Origin of the sequence: gamma proteobacterium SS-5 (genome assembly GCA_009497875.2) — a bacterium.
Lineage (GTDB): Bacteria > Pseudomonadota > Gammaproteobacteria > Chromatiales > Chromatiaceae > Magnetovirga > Magnetovirga frankeli.
This window is the reverse complement of record CP032508.2, coordinates 62,732-79,932: the sequence shown is the minus strand read 5'-3', so window position 1 is coordinate 79,932 and position 17,201 is coordinate 62,732. Positions and strand designations below refer to the sequence as shown.

15 protein-coding genes and 1 riboswitch are annotated in these 17,201 nt (G+C 62.9%); of the genes, 5 read left to right on the top strand and 10 right to left on the bottom strand.

The window, feature by feature from the left end:
* Positions 1-46 precede the first annotated feature (46 nt).
* The 4 genes from D5125_05700 to rpe all read right to left on the bottom strand — a co-directional run bounded on the left by D5125_05700 (position 47) and on the right by rpe (position 3,483).
* Positions 47-1,414 (bottom strand): protein kinase, encoded by a 1,368-nt coding sequence (locus tag D5125_05700; protein QFY89011.1) that lies wholly within the window; start codon positions 1,412-1,414, stop codon positions 47-49.
* A 215-nt stretch (positions 1,415-1,629) separates the two neighbouring features.
* Positions 1,630-2,307, bottom strand: a complete 678-nt coding sequence (locus D5125_05695) for a phosphoglycolate phosphatase (GenBank protein QFY89010.1) — start codon at positions 2,305-2,307, stop codon at positions 1,630-1,632.
* 55 nt (positions 2,308-2,362) lie between these two features.
* On the bottom strand, positions 2,363-2,740 hold the full coding sequence (locus tag D5125_05690; protein ID QFY89009.1) for a GxxExxY protein: 378 nt from the start codon (positions 2,738-2,740) through the stop codon (positions 2,363-2,365).
* A gap of 50 nt (positions 2,741-2,790) precedes the next feature.
* On the bottom strand, positions 2,791-3,483 hold the full coding sequence (gene rpe, locus D5125_05685) for a ribulose-phosphate 3-epimerase (GenBank protein QFY89008.1): 693 nt from the start codon (positions 3,481-3,483) through the stop codon (positions 2,791-2,793).
* Between the two features lie 546 nt (positions 3,484-4,029).
* Here rpe and D5125_05680 point away from each other — a divergent pair.
* The gene (locus tag D5125_05680) at positions 4,030-4,842 is read left to right on the top strand and encodes a DUF3530 family protein (protein QFY89007.2); all 813 of its coding nucleotides are present in this window, start codon (positions 4,030-4,032) and stop codon (positions 4,840-4,842) included.
* 11 nt (positions 4,843-4,853) lie between these two features.
* Here D5125_05680 and D5125_05675 read toward each other — a convergent pair whose 3' ends face one another.
* The 3 genes from D5125_05675 to djlA all read right to left on the bottom strand — a co-directional run bounded on the left by D5125_05675 (position 4,854) and on the right by djlA (position 8,658).
* The gene (locus tag D5125_05675; GenBank protein ID QFY89006.1) at positions 4,854-5,699 is read right to left on the bottom strand and encodes a cobalamin-binding protein; all 846 of its coding nucleotides are present in this window, start codon (positions 5,697-5,699) and stop codon (positions 4,854-4,856) included.
* The gene (gene btuB / locus D5125_05670) at positions 5,693-7,531 is read right to left on the bottom strand and encodes a TonB-dependent vitamin B12 receptor (protein ID QFY89005.1); all 1,839 of its coding nucleotides are present in this window, start codon (positions 7,529-7,531) and stop codon (positions 5,693-5,695) included. The genes D5125_05675 and btuB overlap by 7 nt, the downstream gene beginning before the upstream one ends.
* A 30-nt stretch (positions 7,532-7,561) precedes the next feature.
* Positions 7,562-7,800, bottom strand: a riboswitch (cobalamin riboswitch).
* A 51-nt stretch (positions 7,801-7,851) separates the two neighbouring features.
* Entirely contained in the window at positions 7,852-8,658 is an 807-nt protein-coding gene (gene djlA, locus D5125_05665; GenBank protein ID QFY89004.1) for a co-chaperone DjlA, read from the bottom strand.
* Positions 8,659-9,498: 840 nt separating this feature from the next.
* Between djlA and D5125_05660 the strand changes: the two genes are divergently transcribed.
* From D5125_05660 to aroK, 4 genes are all read left to right on the top strand, one after another.
* Entirely contained in the window at positions 9,499-10,068 is a 570-nt protein-coding gene (locus D5125_05660; GenBank protein ID QFY89003.1) for a NapC/NirT family cytochrome c, read from the top strand.
* A 154-nt stretch (positions 10,069-10,222) separates the two neighbouring features.
* Positions 10,223-10,807, top strand: a complete 585-nt coding sequence (locus D5125_05655) for a c-type cytochrome (protein ID QFY89002.1) — start codon at positions 10,223-10,225, stop codon at positions 10,805-10,807.
* Between the two features lie 10 nt (positions 10,808-10,817).
* The gene (locus D5125_05650; GenBank protein ID QFY89001.1) at positions 10,818-12,113 is read left to right on the top strand and encodes an FAD-dependent oxidoreductase; all 1,296 of its coding nucleotides are present in this window, start codon (positions 10,818-10,820) and stop codon (positions 12,111-12,113) included.
* Positions 12,114-12,753: 640 nt separating this feature from the next.
* Entirely contained in the window at positions 12,754-13,254 is a 501-nt protein-coding gene (gene aroK / locus D5125_05645; GenBank protein ID QFY89000.1) for a shikimate kinase AroK, read from the top strand.
* Between the two features lie 227 nt (positions 13,255-13,481).
* Here the strand turns inward: aroK and D5125_05640 are convergent, their stop codons facing one another.
* The 3 genes from D5125_05640 to D5125_05630 all read right to left on the bottom strand — a co-directional run bounded on the left by D5125_05640 (position 13,482) and on the right by D5125_05630 (position 17,176).
* Positions 13,482-14,270, bottom strand: coding sequence for a SapC family protein (locus D5125_05640; GenBank protein QFY88999.2), 789 nt, complete (start codon positions 14,268-14,270; stop codon positions 13,482-13,484).
* A gap of 167 nt (positions 14,271-14,437) precedes the next feature.
* On the bottom strand, positions 14,438-15,751 hold the full coding sequence (locus D5125_05635) for a TolC family outer membrane protein (protein ID QFY88998.1): 1,314 nt from the start codon (positions 15,749-15,751) through the stop codon (positions 14,438-14,440).
* A gap of 3 nt (positions 15,752-15,754) precedes the next feature.
* A complete protein-coding gene (locus D5125_05630) occupies positions 15,755-17,176 on the bottom strand; it encodes an HlyD family type I secretion periplasmic adaptor subunit (GenBank protein QFY88997.1) in 1,422 nt (473 codons plus the stop codon).
* Positions 17,177-17,201: the final 25 nt, after the last annotated feature.

Here is a 17,201-nt window from a genome sequence, read left to right as displayed (position 1 = left end):
TCTCTGTGGCTTAACTGAGGAATATAGGTTCACCCTAAGCATACCCTTATTGCCGCATCTCAAGTGCCAGCCCGCGTAGTTCTGGGTGGTCTGGTTGCAGGGCCAGGCCGCGTTGGATGTAGCGGGTGGCCTGCTCCTGTTGGCCTCTCTGACGGGCCTGCTGCGCCAGCTGCAGGTAGCGTTGGGCGATGGCCGCAAGCCCGGCCAGGGCCTCGGGGTGGCCGGGGCGCAGTTGCAGGGCCTGCCGAAAGTGGTCGCGCGCGCTGTTGCCCGCAGGCAGGCTCAGGCGGTCCTCGGCCAGGGCCTGGCGGCCGGCCTGCAACAGCTGGCGCAGCTGCGCCTGTTCCTGATCACGCCAGCGAATGGCCAGCCCATCGGCCTGCCGGGGTGCGCTGGGGCCGATCAGGCCGCCTTGGCGCAATACCCAGTCCGGTCCATCGAATAGCAGAAACAGACCCAGCAGCAGGCCGCCGATCAACCAGGGGCGCAGGGATTGGCCTGGGATCTGGGCGTTGCGGGGTGGCTGCGGCCCCTGCGGCGGGGCACTGGGCTTGGGCACGCGGGCCTTTTTGGCCGCTGGTTCGGGCCTGGCTGGCCCCTGCTTGGGCGGTTGGCGGGCCAGTTCATCCAGGGCCTGTAGCAGCTGGGCCGCGTTGGCATAGCGCTGCCTGGGCTGCTTGGCGGTCATCCGCTCCAGCAGGGGCTGCAGGTGGGCCAGGGATTTCTTCAGCGGCGGCAGCGGTTGGTTGAGGTGCATGAGGATGGTGTCCATCGCCTCTTTGCCCCGGAAGGGCAGCTTGCCGCTGAGCATCTCGTACAGGACTATGCCCAGGCTATAGATATCACTGCGGCCATCGATCTTCTTGCCCTGGGCCTGCTCCGGGCTGAGATAATAGGGGCTGCCCAGGGCCAGATCGGCCTGGGTCAGTTTGAGGTCCAGCTTAAGCTGCTTGGCGATGCCGAAATCGCTGAGCAATGGGCCGTTGTCGTCGCGAAACAGGATGTTGGCGGGCTTGATGTCGCGATGCACCACGCCCTGGGCATGGACATGGCCCAGGGCCTCGGCCAGCTGGCGGACGATCCGCAGCGCCTGATCCTCGGCCATGCCCTTGCCGATGCGCGATTCCAGATCACCCCCCTCCACCAGCTCCATGGAGATGAAGTGCTGATCCCCGGCGCTGCCGATGTCAAACACGGTGACAATGCCGGGGTGGCGCAGGGCGGCCACGGTGCGGGCCTCTTCAAGAAAACGGCGGTTGTCGCTGGGGTCCGCTGCGGCCTGCATCAACTTCAGCGCCACCGGCCGCTGCAGGGACTCCTGCAGGGCGCGATACACCCGCGCCATGCCGCCCTCGGCAATCAAGGCCTCAATGCGGTAGCCGGGTATCTGCGGGTAGGTACTGTCGTGGGGCATGGCATTTCAGGACGCAGTGGATGTTTAGGACGCAGAGGGCGCAAAGAAGCGCAGAGGGCGCAGAGAGATTATTTTTAAAAACGCTGCCTCTTCTGCGCTTTTTGCCCTATTCGTCTTAACTGCGATGATTAATGGCGCAGACATCGCTGAGTTTCCAGCTACAACTTGTTCAACTCTGCGATCTCTGCGCTTCTTCACGCCCTCTGCGTCCCTCTTTAGCTCGATTCCAGCAGGCCATGCAGCTCGGTCAGGCTGTCGATGACGGCGTCTGGGTGGTAGTTGCGGATGTCTTCGCCGTGGTTGTAGCCGTAGCTCATGCAGATGATCTGGAAACCGGCGGCGCGGGCGGCCTTGACGTCGCTTTGCGAGTCACCCACCATCAGCGAGCGTTCGGGGGCGGCACCCAGGGTGGCAGCAGCGTGCAGCAGGGGTGCCGGGTCGGGCTTTTTCTGCGCCAGGCTGTCACCGGCGACGATGATCTGAAAGTCATCATGCACCCCCAGCTCGCGCAGCAGCGGCAGGGTGAACTGGGCCGCCTTGTTGGTGACGCAGCCGAGCTTGTAACCGGCGGCCTTCAGATAATCCAGGCCCTCGCGCACCCCAGGGTAGAGGCACGAACGCTTGCAGGTGTTCTCCGCGTAAAGCTCAAGAAATACCGGGTAGGCGCGGGCAAAGTCCGCCTCACTGGGTTCGCCATCGAGTTGGCCAATCAGCGCCCGCCGACACAATCGCTCGACGCCATTGCCCACCCAGTTGCGCACCAGCGCCTCGCCATGGGGCGCACGGCCCAGGTGGCGCATCAACTCATCGACGCAAAAGGCCAGGTCGGGCACCGAGTCCACCAGGGTGCCGTCCACATCAATGAGGATCATCTCAGGTTTGTTGAAGGTCATGTTTGATCCTTTAGGACGCAGAGTGCGCAGAGAAGCGCAGAGACCGCAGAGGTCTTTAGAGTTTATTCACAATGCGGTGAATGCCCGATTTCATCAGCCGTACATTGAAATTCAGTAGCAGACCGAGCTTCAGAGTCGACCATTTCAAGTAGGTCAGCACTTGGGCACGATGTACCGGTTCGATGCAATCGACAGCCTTGATTTCGACAATGACCCGTTCACCTACGACAAAATCTGATCGGTAGGCTTGTTCGATCAGAATGCCCTTATAGCTGACCTGTAGAGGCTTTTCCCTCTGATAGGCAATCTGCCGCAGATCAAATTCTCGGGCCAGGCACTGCTGGTAACTGGATTCCAGCAGCCCTGGCCCAAGGCTTTTGTGTACTTCTATAGCCGCGCCGATGATCTGATCTGTCAGAAGGTTTTCATCCATGGTGACCTCTGCGTTCTCTGCGCTTCTCTGCGAGCTCTGCGTCCCAGAAACTATACTTTAGCCAGTTCCGCTTTCATCTTGGCGACAATGCTGTCGTAGCGGTTGGGGTCGTTTTCGCCGGGGAAGCCGAAGATGCCCGAGCCGGCGACGAAGGTGTCGGCACCGGCGGCCTTGATCTCGGCGATGTTATCGACCTTGACGCCGCCGTCGATCTCCAGGCGAATGTCAAAGCCTGAGTCATCGATCAGCTTGCGGCAGGCGCGCAGCTTGTCCAGGGTGGCCGGGATGAAACTCTGGCCGCCGAAGCCAGGGTTGACCGACATCAGCAGGATCATATCGACTTTATCCAGCACATAGTCGAGGTAGCTCAGGGGCGTGGCCGGGTTGAACACCAGGCCGGACTTGCAGCCCTGCTCGCGCACCAGGGACAGGGATCGGTCGATGTGCTCAGAGGCCTCCGGGTGGAAGGTGATGTAGCTGGCACCGGCCTTGGCGAAGTCGGGGATGATGCGATCCACCGGCTTGACCATCATGTGCACGTCGATCTCGGCGCTGACGCCGTGCTTGCGCAGGGCCTCGCACACCAGCGGGCCTATGGTCAGGTTGGGCACATAGTGGTTGTCCATGACGTCGAAGTGGACGATCTCGGCGCCGGAGGCGAGCACCAGGTCCACCTCTTCGCCCAGCTTGGCGAAGTCGGCAGAGAGGATGGAAGGGGCGAGTTTATCGGGCTGACGGGCCATCTGGGGTCTCCTGTTAGGCTGTGCTTGAGGCCCTGGCCGGGCGAGGGATTGCCCGGCCAGGGCGTTGAGAAAAAATTCAGAATCGGCCACTCTACCCGAATTCGATGAAAATTCCAGTGATCCTAACCCGGCGAAGCCGGATGCAAAAACGGATCGAAAAGAAGGCAAAGAGTTAATGAAGTTGCAAACTAACGGACATGGAGCGGACAGCGATACCCCGGAACATGAAACATCTCTTGGCGGCTCCGGGACTCGGGACTGGGGACTCGGGACTCGTGAGTTGCCACGGATGTTTCACAGTAAGGGCCTATTCCCTCGTCATTCCCGCCAAGGAGTGGCGGGAAGCCCGTACCAAGGATGGCAGCCTTCGCAATGAACAGGCCTTGCCCTCCCTGGCGACTGGATTCCGGCGGTCCATGCCGGAATGACGGATGGGTATGGTTTAGGTTGCAAGTCTGTGTTTCACGGCAATGCGCTAAATTATTTTAACCCTATGAAAATAAAACATTTAATCTACGATAATCGGTGTAATCCGTGGTTTATCGATTGATCCAAGCCCCCAGATTCCTGCTGCTTTGTCTGTTCTGCTGCGGCCCGGCCCTGCTGACGGCGGCGGACCTGGCCCGGGAACAGCGTATCAGCGCGGACATAGAGCGCTACCTGAGCTTTGGCCAGGCGCTGCGCCTCAAGGCCGGTCAGTGGGAGTTTCTGGCCCTGCACGAGGAGGCCGACAGCCAGGAAATCAAGGGTGGGGTGATCCTGCTGCACGACTGGAACGGCCATGCCGACCGCCTGGGGGTGATCCAGCACCTGCGCATCGGCCTGACCCGGCACGGCTGGGAGACCCTCTCCCTGCAACTGCCCCTGGCCAGCGAGGGTGCCCCGCAATTCGAGCGCCAGGGGCTGATCACCCAGGCCCTGCCGCGCATCCAGGCGGCAGGCGATTATTACGCCAAGCGTAATATCAAGCAGACGGTGCTGATCGGCCACGGCCTGGGGGCGCGCATGGCCCTGGCCGCCCTGGCCGGCAATCAACCGGCCAGCGCCCGTGGCCTGGTGCTGATCGGCATGGCCCTGGATGAGGCGGATCAGGCCGGCAAGGAGCAGCTGCGCAAGATCCAGCTACCCCTGCTCGACCTGATGGGCCAGCGCGACAGCCCGGCGGTACTGGCCAGCAAGCGGCTGCGACGCAAGACGGCGCGCTACGGCGGCAACCGTAACTATCGGCAGGTGAGCATCATAGGTGCCGATCATGAGTTCTACAATCGGGAGCAGATGCTGCTGCTGCGCATTGTCGGCTGGTTGAATCGCCACCTAAAGCCGGATGAGCCGGGCAGCTACAAGGGTATAGGGCCCTGAGGTCAGACCCGCTAACGCACCCGCTCCAGCGCCCGGCACAGCTGTTCCACCCCGTCGAGCATGCGCGGGGTGGGGCGCTGCAACAGGTCCGGGGCGAGCTGGGCGAACTGCCAATCAGCGCTGGCGGGCAGGCGCTGCCAGTCGGCCTGCCAGCGTTGCGCCAGTTCCTCGGCCACAGGCAGCAGTACCAGCTCCGGCTGGCTCAGCAGTACCGCCTCCCGTGACAGATGCGGGGTCAGGGTGGTCAGCTCGGCAAAGGGGTTCAGGCCGCCGCAGAGTTCAATTGCCTGGTTCAGAATATGCTCGCCATTGATGCTCATCAGGGGTCGATCCCAGATCTGATAGAACACCCGCACCGGCCGCAGCAGGTGGTGTCTGCGTTGCAGGCGGATGATCCGCTGCCGCAGTTGCTCTGCCCGTTGGCGGGCGATGGCGGGGTCCGGGCCGAGCTGGCCGATGCGCTCCAGGTCATCGGCGATGGCGCTCAGGCTATGGGGCTCCGAGGTCTCCAGCTTCAGTCCCAGCGCTCTAAGCCTTTCCATCACCCGGCTGCCGGTGCCGCTGGGCCAGGCCAGCACCAGGTCGGGGCGCAGGGCGAGGATGCGCTCATAGTCCAGGCCGCCGTGGCCGCCCACCCTGGGGATGGCGCGGGCGGCGGGCGGGTAGTCGCTGTGCTCGGCCACGCCCACCAGCCAATCCCCGGCCCCGGCGGCAAACACCAGCTCGGTGATGTGCGGCGACAGGCTGATCCAGCGCTGGGGCGCGGCCAGGGTCGGCTCGACCAGCAGCCAGCCGATTGCGGCCAGCAGCCAGCAAAGCCGCCAGCGGCGGCCGCCTCCCCCGATGGCCCTTACCATTCCGGTCGGTAGCTTAGACTGAGCAGCAGGCTGCGGCCGGGCTGGTTGTAGAAGCTGGCGGTTTCATAATCGGCATCCAGCAGGTTTTCCAGCCGGGCCTGCAAGCGCAGGCGTCGGCTGAAGCGGTAACCGGCGCGCAGATCGACCCGGCCGTAGCCGTCCAGTTCGCGGCTGTTGGCCAGGTCATCATAGCGACGGCCCTCGGCATGGAGGCTGGCACCCAGGCTATAGCGGCCCAGGTCCCGATCCAGATCGACAGACAGCATTTGGCGGGCGCGGCGATTGAGCTGATTGCCCTGGTTGGGCCCGCCGGACCTGTCCTCCGGGTCCTGCAAGGTCAGGTTGCCCGCCAGCCGCCAGTCGGCCAGTTGCTGGCGCAGGCTCAGCTCAACCCCGCTGATGCGGGCCTGGGACAGATTGACCATGCCGCCGCTGGCAAAATCGTAGGCAATCAGATCCTCGATCCGGGTCCGGTAGAGGTTGATCGACCAATCGCCCCTGGCCAGCTCACCGCTCAGGCCCAGCTCCAGGGAGCGGGCGGTCTCCGGGCCCAGATCGGGGTTGCCGCCACCGCCCCAGACCGGGTCGGCCGGCCAGTACAGGTCGTTGAAGCTGGGGGCGACAAAGGCGCTGCCGTAGGCGGTTGTCAGCCTCAGCCCATCGGTCAGGTCGTAGCCCCAGGCCAGGCTGCCGCTGTCTTGCTGGCCGAACTGCTGGTTGTCGTCCCGGCGCAGGGCCAGTTGCAGGCTATGGCGGCCGAATTGCCCCAGATACTGGCCAAACCCGCCCCGGTTGTCCCGCGTATTGCGGCTGTAGGCGGTATCACTGGCCAGTTGGTCGCGCTGGTAATCCAGCCCCAGGCTGAGCTGTTGCTGCCCGTTCAGCTGCACATGATTCAGCCAGGAGAGGCTGTCGCGGGTGGTTCGGAAGCGGCCCCTTGGGGTCTGCTCCTTAAAGAAGTCGCCCTCATCGATGCTGCGCCCGGCCCGGAACTCCATGCGCCAGCGCCCGTTCAGGGGCAGGTCCAGCTGGCCGCCCAACACCTCCTGGCGATACTCGGAGCGGTTCTGATAGCTGCCGTCGAATTCACTCTCGCCCTCGGCGCGCAGCCAGTTCAGGCGCAGCTCGGCCCCGTTGGCGAGCCTCCAGCCGCCGCTCAGGTGGCCGGACAGGCTGTCGAAGCCATCGTCATCCGGCTCCAGGGTGGCGCAACCGGCAAAGCTCAGGGGGTCGCCGGTGCAGGCGTTGAAGCCGTCGCTGGCCTCGCCGCTCAGGCCCAGGCTGTACCAGGCCCGCTGGTCGCCGCCGGCCAGTTGGATATCGGCCTTGCGGTGGTTGTCGCTGCCCAGGGTCAGGCCCAGGCTGGGGCCGCTTGGGGCCGCGCCGCTGCGGGTGAAGATCTGCAGCACCCCGCCGATGGCCTCGGAGCCGTACAGGCCAGAGCGCGGCCCGCGCACCAGCTCGATGCGCTCGATCTGCGCCAGCGGCAACAGCTCGATGGCGCTGGTGCCGGAGCTGGCGCTGCCGACCTTGACCCCGTCGATCAGCACCAGCAGGTGATTCGACTCGGTGCCGCGCACAAACAGCGAGGAGAGCTTGCCGCGCCCGCCCTGATTGGCCAGGCCGACCCCGGCCAGGCCGGCGAGCAGGTCCGGCAGAGACTGGGCCTGACGGCGCTCGATCTCGGTGCGGTCGATGACGCTGACCGAGGCCAGGCTGGCATCGGCGGTCTCGGCCAGGCGTGAGGCGGTGATGATGACCTCGTCGGTCTCGGCAACGGCGAGCAGGGGCAGGGCGCAGCAGGCGGCCAGCCCAAGCAGAGGGGTTTTCATGGCAATCTCCGGCGCACCACCCGTACGCCTTTCCGGGGTGATATGCCAGGCCGGTCTCCGGGCTCATGAGCGGGCCGTCGAGATGCCGCCTTCCCATCAGGCCCGCTTGCACGGGGTCCAGACAGTGGCCGTTGGCATCCCTGGTCCTGGGTTGGACGTTCAAGGTCCGGGCCAGGATCACTCATCTACCGTTGCGGGGGCAGCGCCGGACTCAGACCGGCTTCCCGTTTCACCCCCTCGGCGGGGGCACCTGACACAAAAGAGGCGGCGAATCTACGCCATTGGGCAGGCTGGCGCAAGGGGTCAGTGGCGGCCAGCGGTCAGCCTAGGCCCCTTGCCGCCTTGATCTGCTCATAGGCCTGCTTGATCTCTATGGTCTTCTGCTCGGCCACCTTGATCATCTCCTCGGGCAGGCCCTTGGAGACCAGCTTGTCCGGGTGGTGCTGGCTCATCAGGCGGCGGTAGGCGCGTTTGATCTCGGCCTCGCTGGCCTGGCGGGTCAGGCCCAGCAGCTGGTAGGCCGCCTCCAGCCGTGGCCCCGAGCGCGCCCGCTGGCCGCGCCCCGTGCTGCCACTGAAGCGGCGCTCCGCCTCCATGCGCTGGCGCAGCAGGCGAAAGCTCAGCTCAGACAGGCCCAGCTGGCGGCACAGGCGTAGCAGCAGGGCCTCCTCGGCGGGATGCAGGGCACCATCGGCATAGGCCCCTTGCAGCTGGATCTCGATAAACATGCGCAGCAGGTTCTTGCGCCGCCGACATTCCCGGCGCAGCTGCTCGATCACCTCGTCGAGGGGGAAGTCGGCCGATTTGCCCTCATTGAACAGGCGGATGGCGATCTCGCGCTGGCTGGGGTTCAGCTCCATGTCGCGGATCACCGACTCGGCCAGGGCGATCTCCTCGCGGGTGACATGGCCATCGGACTTGGCCACCGCGCCCATCACCGAGAAGGTGGCGGTGAAGAAGGCCATCTGCACCCGCTCCTTGTCGCCCTCCAGCAATTCCGGCTCCTGCCCCAGATGGGCCAGCCCCTTGTCAAAGCGATGCCCCAAAGCCGCGCCCAGCAAGGCCCCCAACGGCCCGGCCACCAGCAGCCCAAAGGCACTGCCCACCAGTTTTCCCCACCACGCCATTGCATGTCTCCTCAACCTGGAAAGAGCAGTTGAACCACGGATTTTACAGATTTATGCGGATTTTCAGTAACTACTCGCCCTTCAATCTCTCCCCCCTTTACGAAAGGGGGGCAGGGGGGATTCCTTCATATTTCTCCCCCCTTTACAAATAGGGGGGCAGGGGGGATTCCCTCAATATTTCTCCCCCCTTTACAAAAGGGGGGCTGGGGGGGGATTCCCTCAATCCCTCTCAATATTTCTCTCCACTTTACAAAAGGGGGGCTAGGGGGGATTTCTTCATATTTCTCCCCCCTTTACAAAAGGGGGGCAGGGGGGATTTCTTCAATCCCCTTTGGCATAGGTCGGGCCGCGTCCGCCGCCAAGCCACGGCAATGAAGCCTGCCCCTAGTGGGTGCTCGGCGGCCACGGGCCGGCCTATTCGATTGGCCGGGATTTGTGGGTAATCAGGAGAATGGTTACATCCAGGGTTTATAGGCTCAACCGTAAATACCTGAGTGTAACCGTTCACTGAGCGAAGCCGAAGTGAACGGCGGCTGTGGCCCCGCGCTTTCGAGCGGCGCAAACCCACGGACAGAAAATCATTAAACAAGAACATTCTAATATGCTAAAAACATAATAACAAAATAAAGTAATATACCAAAATGCCTGCCCTCTAATGCCAGTGAATACAGCGATTATCCACTAATAACCCTTTTCAAATCCTTCTTGTTCCTTTACTCTTAGATGCCCGGTGAGCAGGGCGGGCTTTTGCCCACACCGGTAGATCATGACCATACAACTGACCGTTCAGCGCCGCCCTCAGGGTGGGCAAACGGGAACACTCAGGGTGATATCAGCGCCATGAAGTTTCTCCTATCCGCCAAGTTCATCTTTGCCGTGGCCATCTTTGTCTTCGGCATGGTCTCCCTGGCCGGGGTGAACGGCTTTTTCGCCGTCACCAACCAGATGGAATTCTGCACCTCCTGTCACTCGATGAAGGTGAATCTGGAGGAATATCAGGAAACCGCCCATTTCAAGAGCGCCTCCGGCGTGCAGGCCACCTGTGCCGATTGCCATGTACCCAAGGCCTTCTTCCCCAAGGTCAAGGCCAAGCTGCTGGCGGCCAAGGATGTCTATCATGAAATCATGGGCACGGTGGATACCTCCGAGAAATACGAGGCGCACCGCTGGGACATGGCCAATGCCGTCTGGGACCGGATGAAGGCCAACGACTCCCGCGAGTGCCGCAGCTGCCACGCCTTCGAGAACATGGACCTGAGCGCCCAGGGGCGCTCCGCCCGGCGCAAGCACCCCAGGGGCATGGAGGCGGGCGAGACCTGTATCGATTGCCACAAGGGCGTGGCCCACTACATGCCCTACGAGCCGGAACCCGAGCCGGAGCCTGCGGCAACGGATGGCAGCAAGGGCTGAGGCTACAGATTTAACTGATCGTTCCCCGACCCTGGCAATCACCCGGGGGATATGGCGCGCAGCGATCAGAGGATTTCCACAGGGATGGGATGATAAGTTGCGGGAGGTTATCCCGCCCATAAATGCGTCAATAAAACCAAGCGGAGGATCTCTGATGCAGAAATTGAAACTCAAGGGCACGCTGCTGGCGTGCAGTCTGGCGTTGAGCGGCGCCACCTTTGCCGCTCCCAGCGGTGCCATGCTGGGCAACACCTGTGCCGGCTGTCACGGCACCAACGGCAACAGTGTGGGCCCGGCCAGCCCGACCATTGCCGGCATGGATACCGAGGTATTCATCGATGCCATGACCACCTACAAGGACGACTCCCGTCCCTCCACCATCATGGGGCGTCTGGCCAAGGGCTACAGCGAGGATGAAATTGCCGCCATGGCGGAATACTTCGCCGGGCAGAAGTTCCAACCGGCCGATCAGCCCTTTGACCCCGCCCTGGCGGACAAGGGAGGCAAGGTGCATGAGCGCTATTGCGAAAAGTGCCACGAAGACGGCGGCCGTTCGGCCGAGGATGGCGGCATCCTGGCCGGTCAGTGGACGCCTTACATGGTCTATGCCATGGAGGACTTCATGAGCGGTGCGCGTGAGATGCCGAAGAAGATGAAGCGTCAGGTAGAAAAGATGCAAAAACGGGCCGGAAAGGGTGCCGCAGAGCAGCTACTGCACTTCTACGCCAGCCAGAAATAAGGGGGAGATAATGAGTAATTTCAGTCGTAGAGACTTTATCAAATTGACCGGTGGCGCCACTGCGGCGGCCGCCACTATGGGTTTCAGCCCCTTCGCCATAGGCGGCGCGGCGAAAAAGGTCGTGGTCGTTGGTGGCGGCACCGGCGGTGCCACCGCCGCCAAATACATCCGCATGGCAGACCCCAGCATAGAGGTTACCCTGATCGAACCCAATCCGATCTACCACACCTGCTACCTGAGCAACGAGGTACTGGCCGGCGTGCGCACCATGGAACAGATCAGCGTCAGCTACGATGGCCTGAAGAAGCACGGTATCAAGGTGGTCAAGGCCATGGCCAGCAAGGTAGATGCCGATAAAAAGCAGGTGGTTACCGATCAGGGCAACTTCCCCTTCGACCGCTGCGTGGTCTCCCCCGGTATCAGCCTGATGTACGATGCCTATGAGGGCTACAGCAAGGAGGCCTCCGAAGGCCCCGTGCCCCACGCCTGGAAGGCCGGACCGCAGACCGCCCTGCTGCGCAAGCAGCTGGTGGACATGAAAGACGGCGGCGTGGTCGTCATGGTCGCCCCGCCCAACCCCTTCCGCTGCCCGCCAGGGCCCTATGAGCGCGCCGCGCAGATGGCCCTCTATCTGAAGAACCACAAGCCCAAATCGAAGATCATCATCCTCGACCCCAAGGCCAAGTTCTCCAAGATGGGCCTGTTCACCGCCGGTTGGAAGAAGCACTACGGCGACATGATCGAGTGGCGTGGCACCCCGGAGGGGGCCGATGACAACAAGGTCACCGCCATCAATGCGGCCAACAAGACCGTGACCACCGCCTTTGACGAAATCAAGGCCGATGTGCTCAACCTGATCCCGCCGCAGAAGGCCGGCAAGATCGCGCTGGACTCAGGCCTGGCCAACGACAAGGGCTGGTGCCCGGTCAACCAGAAGACCTTTGAGTCCAGCGTCAAGGCCGGCGTGCATGTCATTGGTGATGCCTCCATCGCCTCACCCATGTCCAAGTCCGGCTACTCCGCCAACTCCCAGGGCAAGGTCTGCGCCGCCGCCGTGGTGGCCCTGCTCAACGGCCAGGAGGCCCCGGACCCGGCCTATGTCAACACCTGCTACTCCATCATCGCCCCCGATGACGGTATCTCGGTAGCCGCCGTGTACCGCTATGCCGACGGCAAGATCTCAGGCGTGCAGGGAGCCGGTGGCCTCACCCCGCCCTACGGCAAGACCACAGACGCCATGCGCGCCCGTGAGGTGCAGTACGCCTATTCCTGGTACAAAAACATAGTGCATGACAGCTTCGGCTGATAATAAAAGCCTATAGCAATAGGTTTGGGGCGCTGCGGCGCCCCTTTTTTGTGCTTCGGCTTCGCTCAGCGAGCGGTTTGTTTTGGGGCAGGCTCAGGGCAGCGCTTCGACAGCTGATTCCTTGAAATGCGCTCATTAGCTGAAACCGGGCTGTTTGATCTGCGATAATCGGCACTTCATCCTATATTCCTCAGTTAAGCCACAGAGACACAGACGACTCCAGGGCCACCGATGATCCAGTCATCGGTTTGGCATGACCTACCTCCCTGTAGGCCCGACGGAGGAGGTAGAGCGAAGCCTGGAGCCAGAGCCGACGACTCCAGGGACGGAGGAGGTAGAGCGAAGCCTGGAGCCAGAGCCGAGATCACAGAGTTGTTTCAAAGAGTTACACATCAGACCAGACTCACCTAGAAGGTGTTGAATGTTCGCTTTCTAACTCATTGATTTTTTCTCTGTGTGCTCTGTGGCTCTGTGGCCAAATGTTCTTTTTAGGTTCATGGATTCAATTCTGCGGTCTGCGCGCTTCTTTGCGTCCTTCTTTGATTCCGGCCGTTCCGGTTTAGGCCGAGGGGCAGTACACTGACCCCTTACAGCGAGTAACAGTAGCGTGAAACAGCAAAACCTCTTTCTTATCGGCCCCATGGGTGCCGGCAAGACCACCATAGGCCGACAGCTGGCCGCCCGCTTGGGCATGCAGTTTGTCGATAGCGACCACGAGTTGCAGCACCGAACCGGGGTGGACATACCCACCATCTTCGAGTTTGAGGGGGAGGCCGGTTTTCGCCAGCGCGAGCGTGACATGATCGAGGAACTCAGTCGGCGGGAGGGGGTGGTGCTGGCCACCGGCGGCGGCGTGGTGCTGGATGCCGACAACCGCCGTCACCTCAGTGGCCGGGGCCGGGTGGTGTATCTCTACTGCACCCCGGAGCAGCAGTTCGAGCGCACCCGCCACGACAAGAACCGGCCCCTGCTACAGACGCCGGACCCGCAGGCACGGCTCAGGACCCTGTTCCAGCAGCGTGACCCCCTGTACCGCGAGCTGGCGGACATCACCATCATTACGGAGAAACGCCCGGCCACGTCAGTTACCCGCGAGATCCTGCAACGCCTGGAACAGAGCGCCACAAAAGACCAGGGCTGAACAAGCCGGAGGGGAAAAGGCAGGACGCAGAGGGCGCAGGGCATAAATCGGCTTGAGCGATAAATATTCGATAAATCCAACTACTCACCCAGGCTCATCTCCAAGGAAAGAGCGTCAAATCCCCCTTTTGCAAAGGGGGAGGCCAATTCTCTACCCATCAAACTCCCTTCGGTTAAATTGGTTCAAGAGCAACAACCGTCTCCCGTCTCTGTCCTCTGTCCTCCGATTCATAGCCCACTGAAGTTGATGGTGTCGCTCTGGTTGAGAAACTCCAGATCCAGCTCGCCTTGCGCGGTCTGGGGCAGGGGCTGGCTGGCCTTGGCGTGGGCCTCGGCCAGTTTGCCGAGGATAGCCAGGTGCTGCATGGACAGCAGCTGGCAGTAGATCAGGGGCAGACCACCGGCCTTGCGCACGGCCTCGAACTGCTCAGGCTCCAGGCTATTGAGCCGGGCCTCGTCGATGCGGAACAGGCCGCCGATATCGCGTTCGCCCTCGGCCAGCTTGATCTTGATCGGCCAGGGCTGAAACAACCCCTGCTCGGCCAGCCGGTCGCACAGGGTCTGGGTGGCCTGGCGGTTGGCCTCCACCTGGCTGATGAAGTTCAGCACATCGCTTACCGCCTGGCTGGCCTTGCCCTCGGCGTCGAAAAAGGCCTCGCCCTCGCCCTGGGCGCAGATCAGGCCACTGTCTTCATCGATGCACAGCACCTGCTGATCGGTTTCGGTACGCGCCAGCTTGAACGGGTAGGCGCGGTAGGCGGCGGGGATGTAGCCCGCCAGCCAGCGGCCATCGGCGGCAACGAACAGGTTCTTGCCCTGGGCCAGACCCTGCACCGCCACCGGCACAAAGTGCTCCTCTACCTGGATGAAGCCAATGGGCAGGGTCATCGCCGCCCGTGGCAGCTCCTGCATCACCAGGGGTGCCAGGTTGTCACCGGCGGCAAAGGCGTAGCTGGAATAGCGCCGCCAGCCCTTGTCGGCATGTTGTTCTTTGGAAATTACGCTGTAGTTGGCCATGGGGGTCTCCGATTTGAAGCTGCCAGCCATCAGCTGCCAGCTGTCAGCCTAAGTTAAGCCCCTCGCCCCTTTGGGGAGAGGGGTTGGGGAGAGGGGGAGCAGATCAGGTCAGCACACCCAACACGCCACATAGCTGGCCGCTGATGGCTGACAGCTGACGGCTAATGTCACTTCACCAGCAGGCGATCCAGCTGTGCCAGGGTCTCTTCGCTCAGTTCGCCGGCCAGGGAGTAGAGATAGGCGCGGTTGAGCAGGTGTTCGTGGATGGCGGTATTGAGTTCGCGCCGGGTCTGGTACAGGTTGGCCTGGGCGTCCAGCACATAGACCAGGTCCTTGAGCCCAAGCTTGCGCGATTCTTCGGCCGCTTCCAGGGAGCTTTGCCGGGCCTTGACCGCCGAGCGCAGGAAACGGATCCGGGCCCGTCCGGAGTCCAGGGTCAGCAGCACCTGCTGGGCCTCCAGCAGGGCCTGCTCGTGGGCATCGCGCAGGCGCTCGCTGGCCTGATTCTTCTCCGCCAGGGCCTGGCGCACCCGTGAGTTGGTGTAGCCGCCTCGGTAGATAGGCACTTCCAGGGCCAGGGTGATACGGGCGTCCGGCCCGCTTTGGATGGAGTAATCATCGTTGGACGAATCACTTACCCGCGCCTGCAGGCTGAGCTTGGGGAAGTGGTCGGCACGCTCCACCTTGACGCTGCTGTCGGCCACCCGCACCTCGCTACCGGCCAGGCGGGCATTCACGTTTTGCCGTGCCACCCGCTCCACCCAGTCCTCGGCATCGAACACCGGCGGCCGGTAGGTGAATTCCGGCAGGGTCTTGAGTTCCTGGGTGCTGAACAGCCTGCCCACCCGTCGTTGCAGGGCCAGGCGCTGCTGTTCCAGCTGGCGCTGGGCGCTGGTCACCTGGGACATGACCTCCTCGTTGCGTGCCTTGGCGTCGAGCAGATCGGCCTTGCTCGCCAGGCCCAGTTCCAGGGCGGCGGATACCTTCACCGCCTCCTGTTTGTAGCGCTTGGTCTCGGCCTGATACAGGGCCAGCTGCCTGTCTGCCAGCAGGATCGCCAGATAGGCCTCGGCCACCCCCAGGGCCAGGGATTGGCGCTCGCCCTCCAGCTCGATATCGGCCGAGCCCTTGCTCAGCTTGGCCCGTTCGTAGCTGGAGAACAGTCGCTTGTCGAATACCGGCTGGCTGATGTTGAGATTGATGTTGCTGCTCTCGATGGGTGTTTCCACCCCGCGCTGCTCGTAGTCCGCCGAGGTATAGCTGGCGGACAGGCCCATGTTGGGCAGCATCTGCGCCCTGGCCTGGTCTATGCCCTCGGCGGTAGCTCGGTTACGCTGCCGGGCGGCGGAGAGGCGGGCATCGTTGTCCAGCGATAGCAGGAAGGCGTCGGCCAGACCGACCTGGGCCTGCCCCAGGCCGGGCAGCAGGCACAGGCAGCAAAGCAGCAGGGGGCGGCGCAGGGGCGCGCTCAGAAAGGACATGGCTTACTCCTCTTTGAAGGCGCGGGCAAACATGTTGCTGATGGGTTGAACCAGGTACTGGGCGAAGGTACGGGCCCCGGCCTTGATCATCACCTCGGCGGGCATGCCGGACATGAGTTCCAGGTTGTATTCCTGCATCTGTTGCATGCCTGTTCCGGTGACCAGCACCTTGACCTCATAGTACGGCACGCCGCTGTGTTCGTCCACCAGGCTATCGGCGGAGACCCGCTGCACCTCGCCCTCGATCACCGGCGTATCGGTCATGTCAAAGGCGGAAAAGCGGATATCCGCCGGTTGCTTGGGAAACACCCGGTCGATGTCCGTGGTCTCGATGCGGGCGTCCACCACGAACTTCTGCGACTGGGGCACTATGTGCATGATCGGCGTGCCGGGTGAGATCACCGCGCCCAGGGTATGTATGTCCATGCCCACCACCAGGCCGCTGTCCGGTGCCGTGATGGTGGTGCGCTCGACCCGGTCGCTGAGCGAGATCATGCGCACGCGGAAGTCCGCCAGGGCGGCCAGGCTCTCGCGCAGCTGGGCCAGCACATCGGTGAGAAACTGCTGTTTGAGCAGCAGGATCTGCGACTTGGCCTCGCCGATCTGGATCTTCAGGCGGGCGATGTCGGCCTTGTGCTGGGCCACCTCGCCCTCAAGGGACAGCTTCTGGTGCTCGATCTGGCGCAGCTGCTGCTTGTCCGCCAGCTGGCGGTCATACAGGCTCTGCCACTCGGCGATCTCATCGCTGGACAGCACGATACGGTCCTGTTTGATGCGGGACACAGCCTCCAGGCCCTCGATCTGCTGGCCGAGCTGTTCGATGCGGTTCTCCAGTACGTCGATCTCGCCCTGCATGGACCTCTGGCGGAAGTCGAACAGGCGCGTCTCCTGCTGGCGCAGGTCGTCCAGTTCCGACTGATCGAAGTCCTGGTCGGCCACCTCGGGGAATTCGATTTTGTCCAATCCATCCCGCTCCGCCTGCAGGCGGGCCAGCTTGGTCTGCTCGTTGTAGAACTGCCAGCGGACTATGTCCAGCTGCACCCGGGATTGTACGTCGTCCAGCTTCAGCAGCAGCTGGCCCTTGTCCACGTAATCCCCATCGCTGACGGCGATCTCGCTGACCAGGCCGCCCTCCAGGTGCTGCACCGTCTTGCGGTTGGATTCCACCTTGACCTGGCCGGTGGCCAGCACGGCGCTGTCGATCGGCGCGGTGACCGACCAGGCGGCCAGGCCGCCCAGCATCACCAGCAGCACCAGGTTGCCAAAGCGGCGGTACTTGCGGTCGTTGGAGTCCGGCGCGCCGGTATTGGCAAACTCGTCAGCCTCGGGCTCGGGCTGCGGCCTGGCGCTGTGCGGCTGGATCTGGGTCTCACCCTCGGCGGGCTTGGCCAGGGGGGTCTCGGTATCTTTCGGGGCTTGTGACATGGAGGCGTTCAATCCTAAGTAGAAA

What these genes read in the sequence shown, in the direction of transcription:
- aroK (QFY89000.1), top strand. Translation starts at nt 12,754, where the DNA reads ATGGGTGCCGGCAAGACCACCATAGGCCGACAGCTGGCCGCCCGCTTG.
- D5125_05655 (QFY89002.1), top strand. Translation starts at nt 10,223, where the DNA reads ATGCAGAAATTGAAACTCAAGGGCACGCTGCTGGCGTGCAGTCTGGCG.
- D5125_05635 (QFY88998.1), bottom strand. Translation starts at nt 15,751, where the DNA reads ATGTCCTTTCTGAGCGCGCCCCTGCGCCGCCCCCTGCTGCTTTGCTGC.
- D5125_05660 (QFY89003.1), top strand. Translation starts at nt 9,499, where the DNA reads ATGAAGTTTCTCCTATCCGCCAAGTTCATCTTTGCCGTGGCCATCTTT.
- D5125_05695 (QFY89010.1), bottom strand. Translation starts at nt 2,307, where the DNA reads ATGACCTTCAACAAACCTGAGATGATCCTCATTGATGTGGACGGCACC.
- btuB (QFY89005.1), bottom strand. Translation starts at nt 7,531, where the DNA reads ATGAAAACCCCTCTGCTTGGGCTGGCCGCCTGCTGCGCCCTGCCCCTG.
- D5125_05640 (QFY88999.2), bottom strand. Translation starts at nt 14,270, where the DNA reads ATGGCCAACTACAGCGTAATTTCCAAAGAACAACATGCCGACAAGGGC.
- djlA (QFY89004.1), bottom strand. Translation starts at nt 8,658, where the DNA reads ATGGCGTGGTGGGGAAAACTGGTGGGCAGTGCCTTTGGGCTGCTGGTG.
- D5125_05690 (QFY89009.1), bottom strand. Translation starts at nt 2,740, where the DNA reads ATGGATGAAAACCTTCTGACAGATCAGATCATCGGCGCGGCTATAGAA.
- D5125_05700 (QFY89011.1), bottom strand. Translation starts at nt 1,414, where the DNA reads ATGCCCCACGACAGTACCTACCCGCAGATACCCGGCTACCGCATTGAG.
- D5125_05675 (QFY89006.1), bottom strand. Translation starts at nt 5,699, where the DNA reads ATGGTAAGGGCCATCGGGGGAGGCGGCCGCCGCTGGCGGCTTTGCTGG.
- D5125_05630 (QFY88997.1), bottom strand. Translation starts at nt 17,176, where the DNA reads ATGTCACAAGCCCCGAAAGATACCGAGACCCCCCTGGCCAAGCCCGCC.
- D5125_05650 (QFY89001.1), top strand. Translation starts at nt 10,818, where the DNA reads ATGAGTAATTTCAGTCGTAGAGACTTTATCAAATTGACCGGTGGCGCC.
- rpe (QFY89008.1), bottom strand. Translation starts at nt 3,483, where the DNA reads ATGGCCCGTCAGCCCGATAAACTCGCCCCTTCCATCCTCTCTGCCGAC.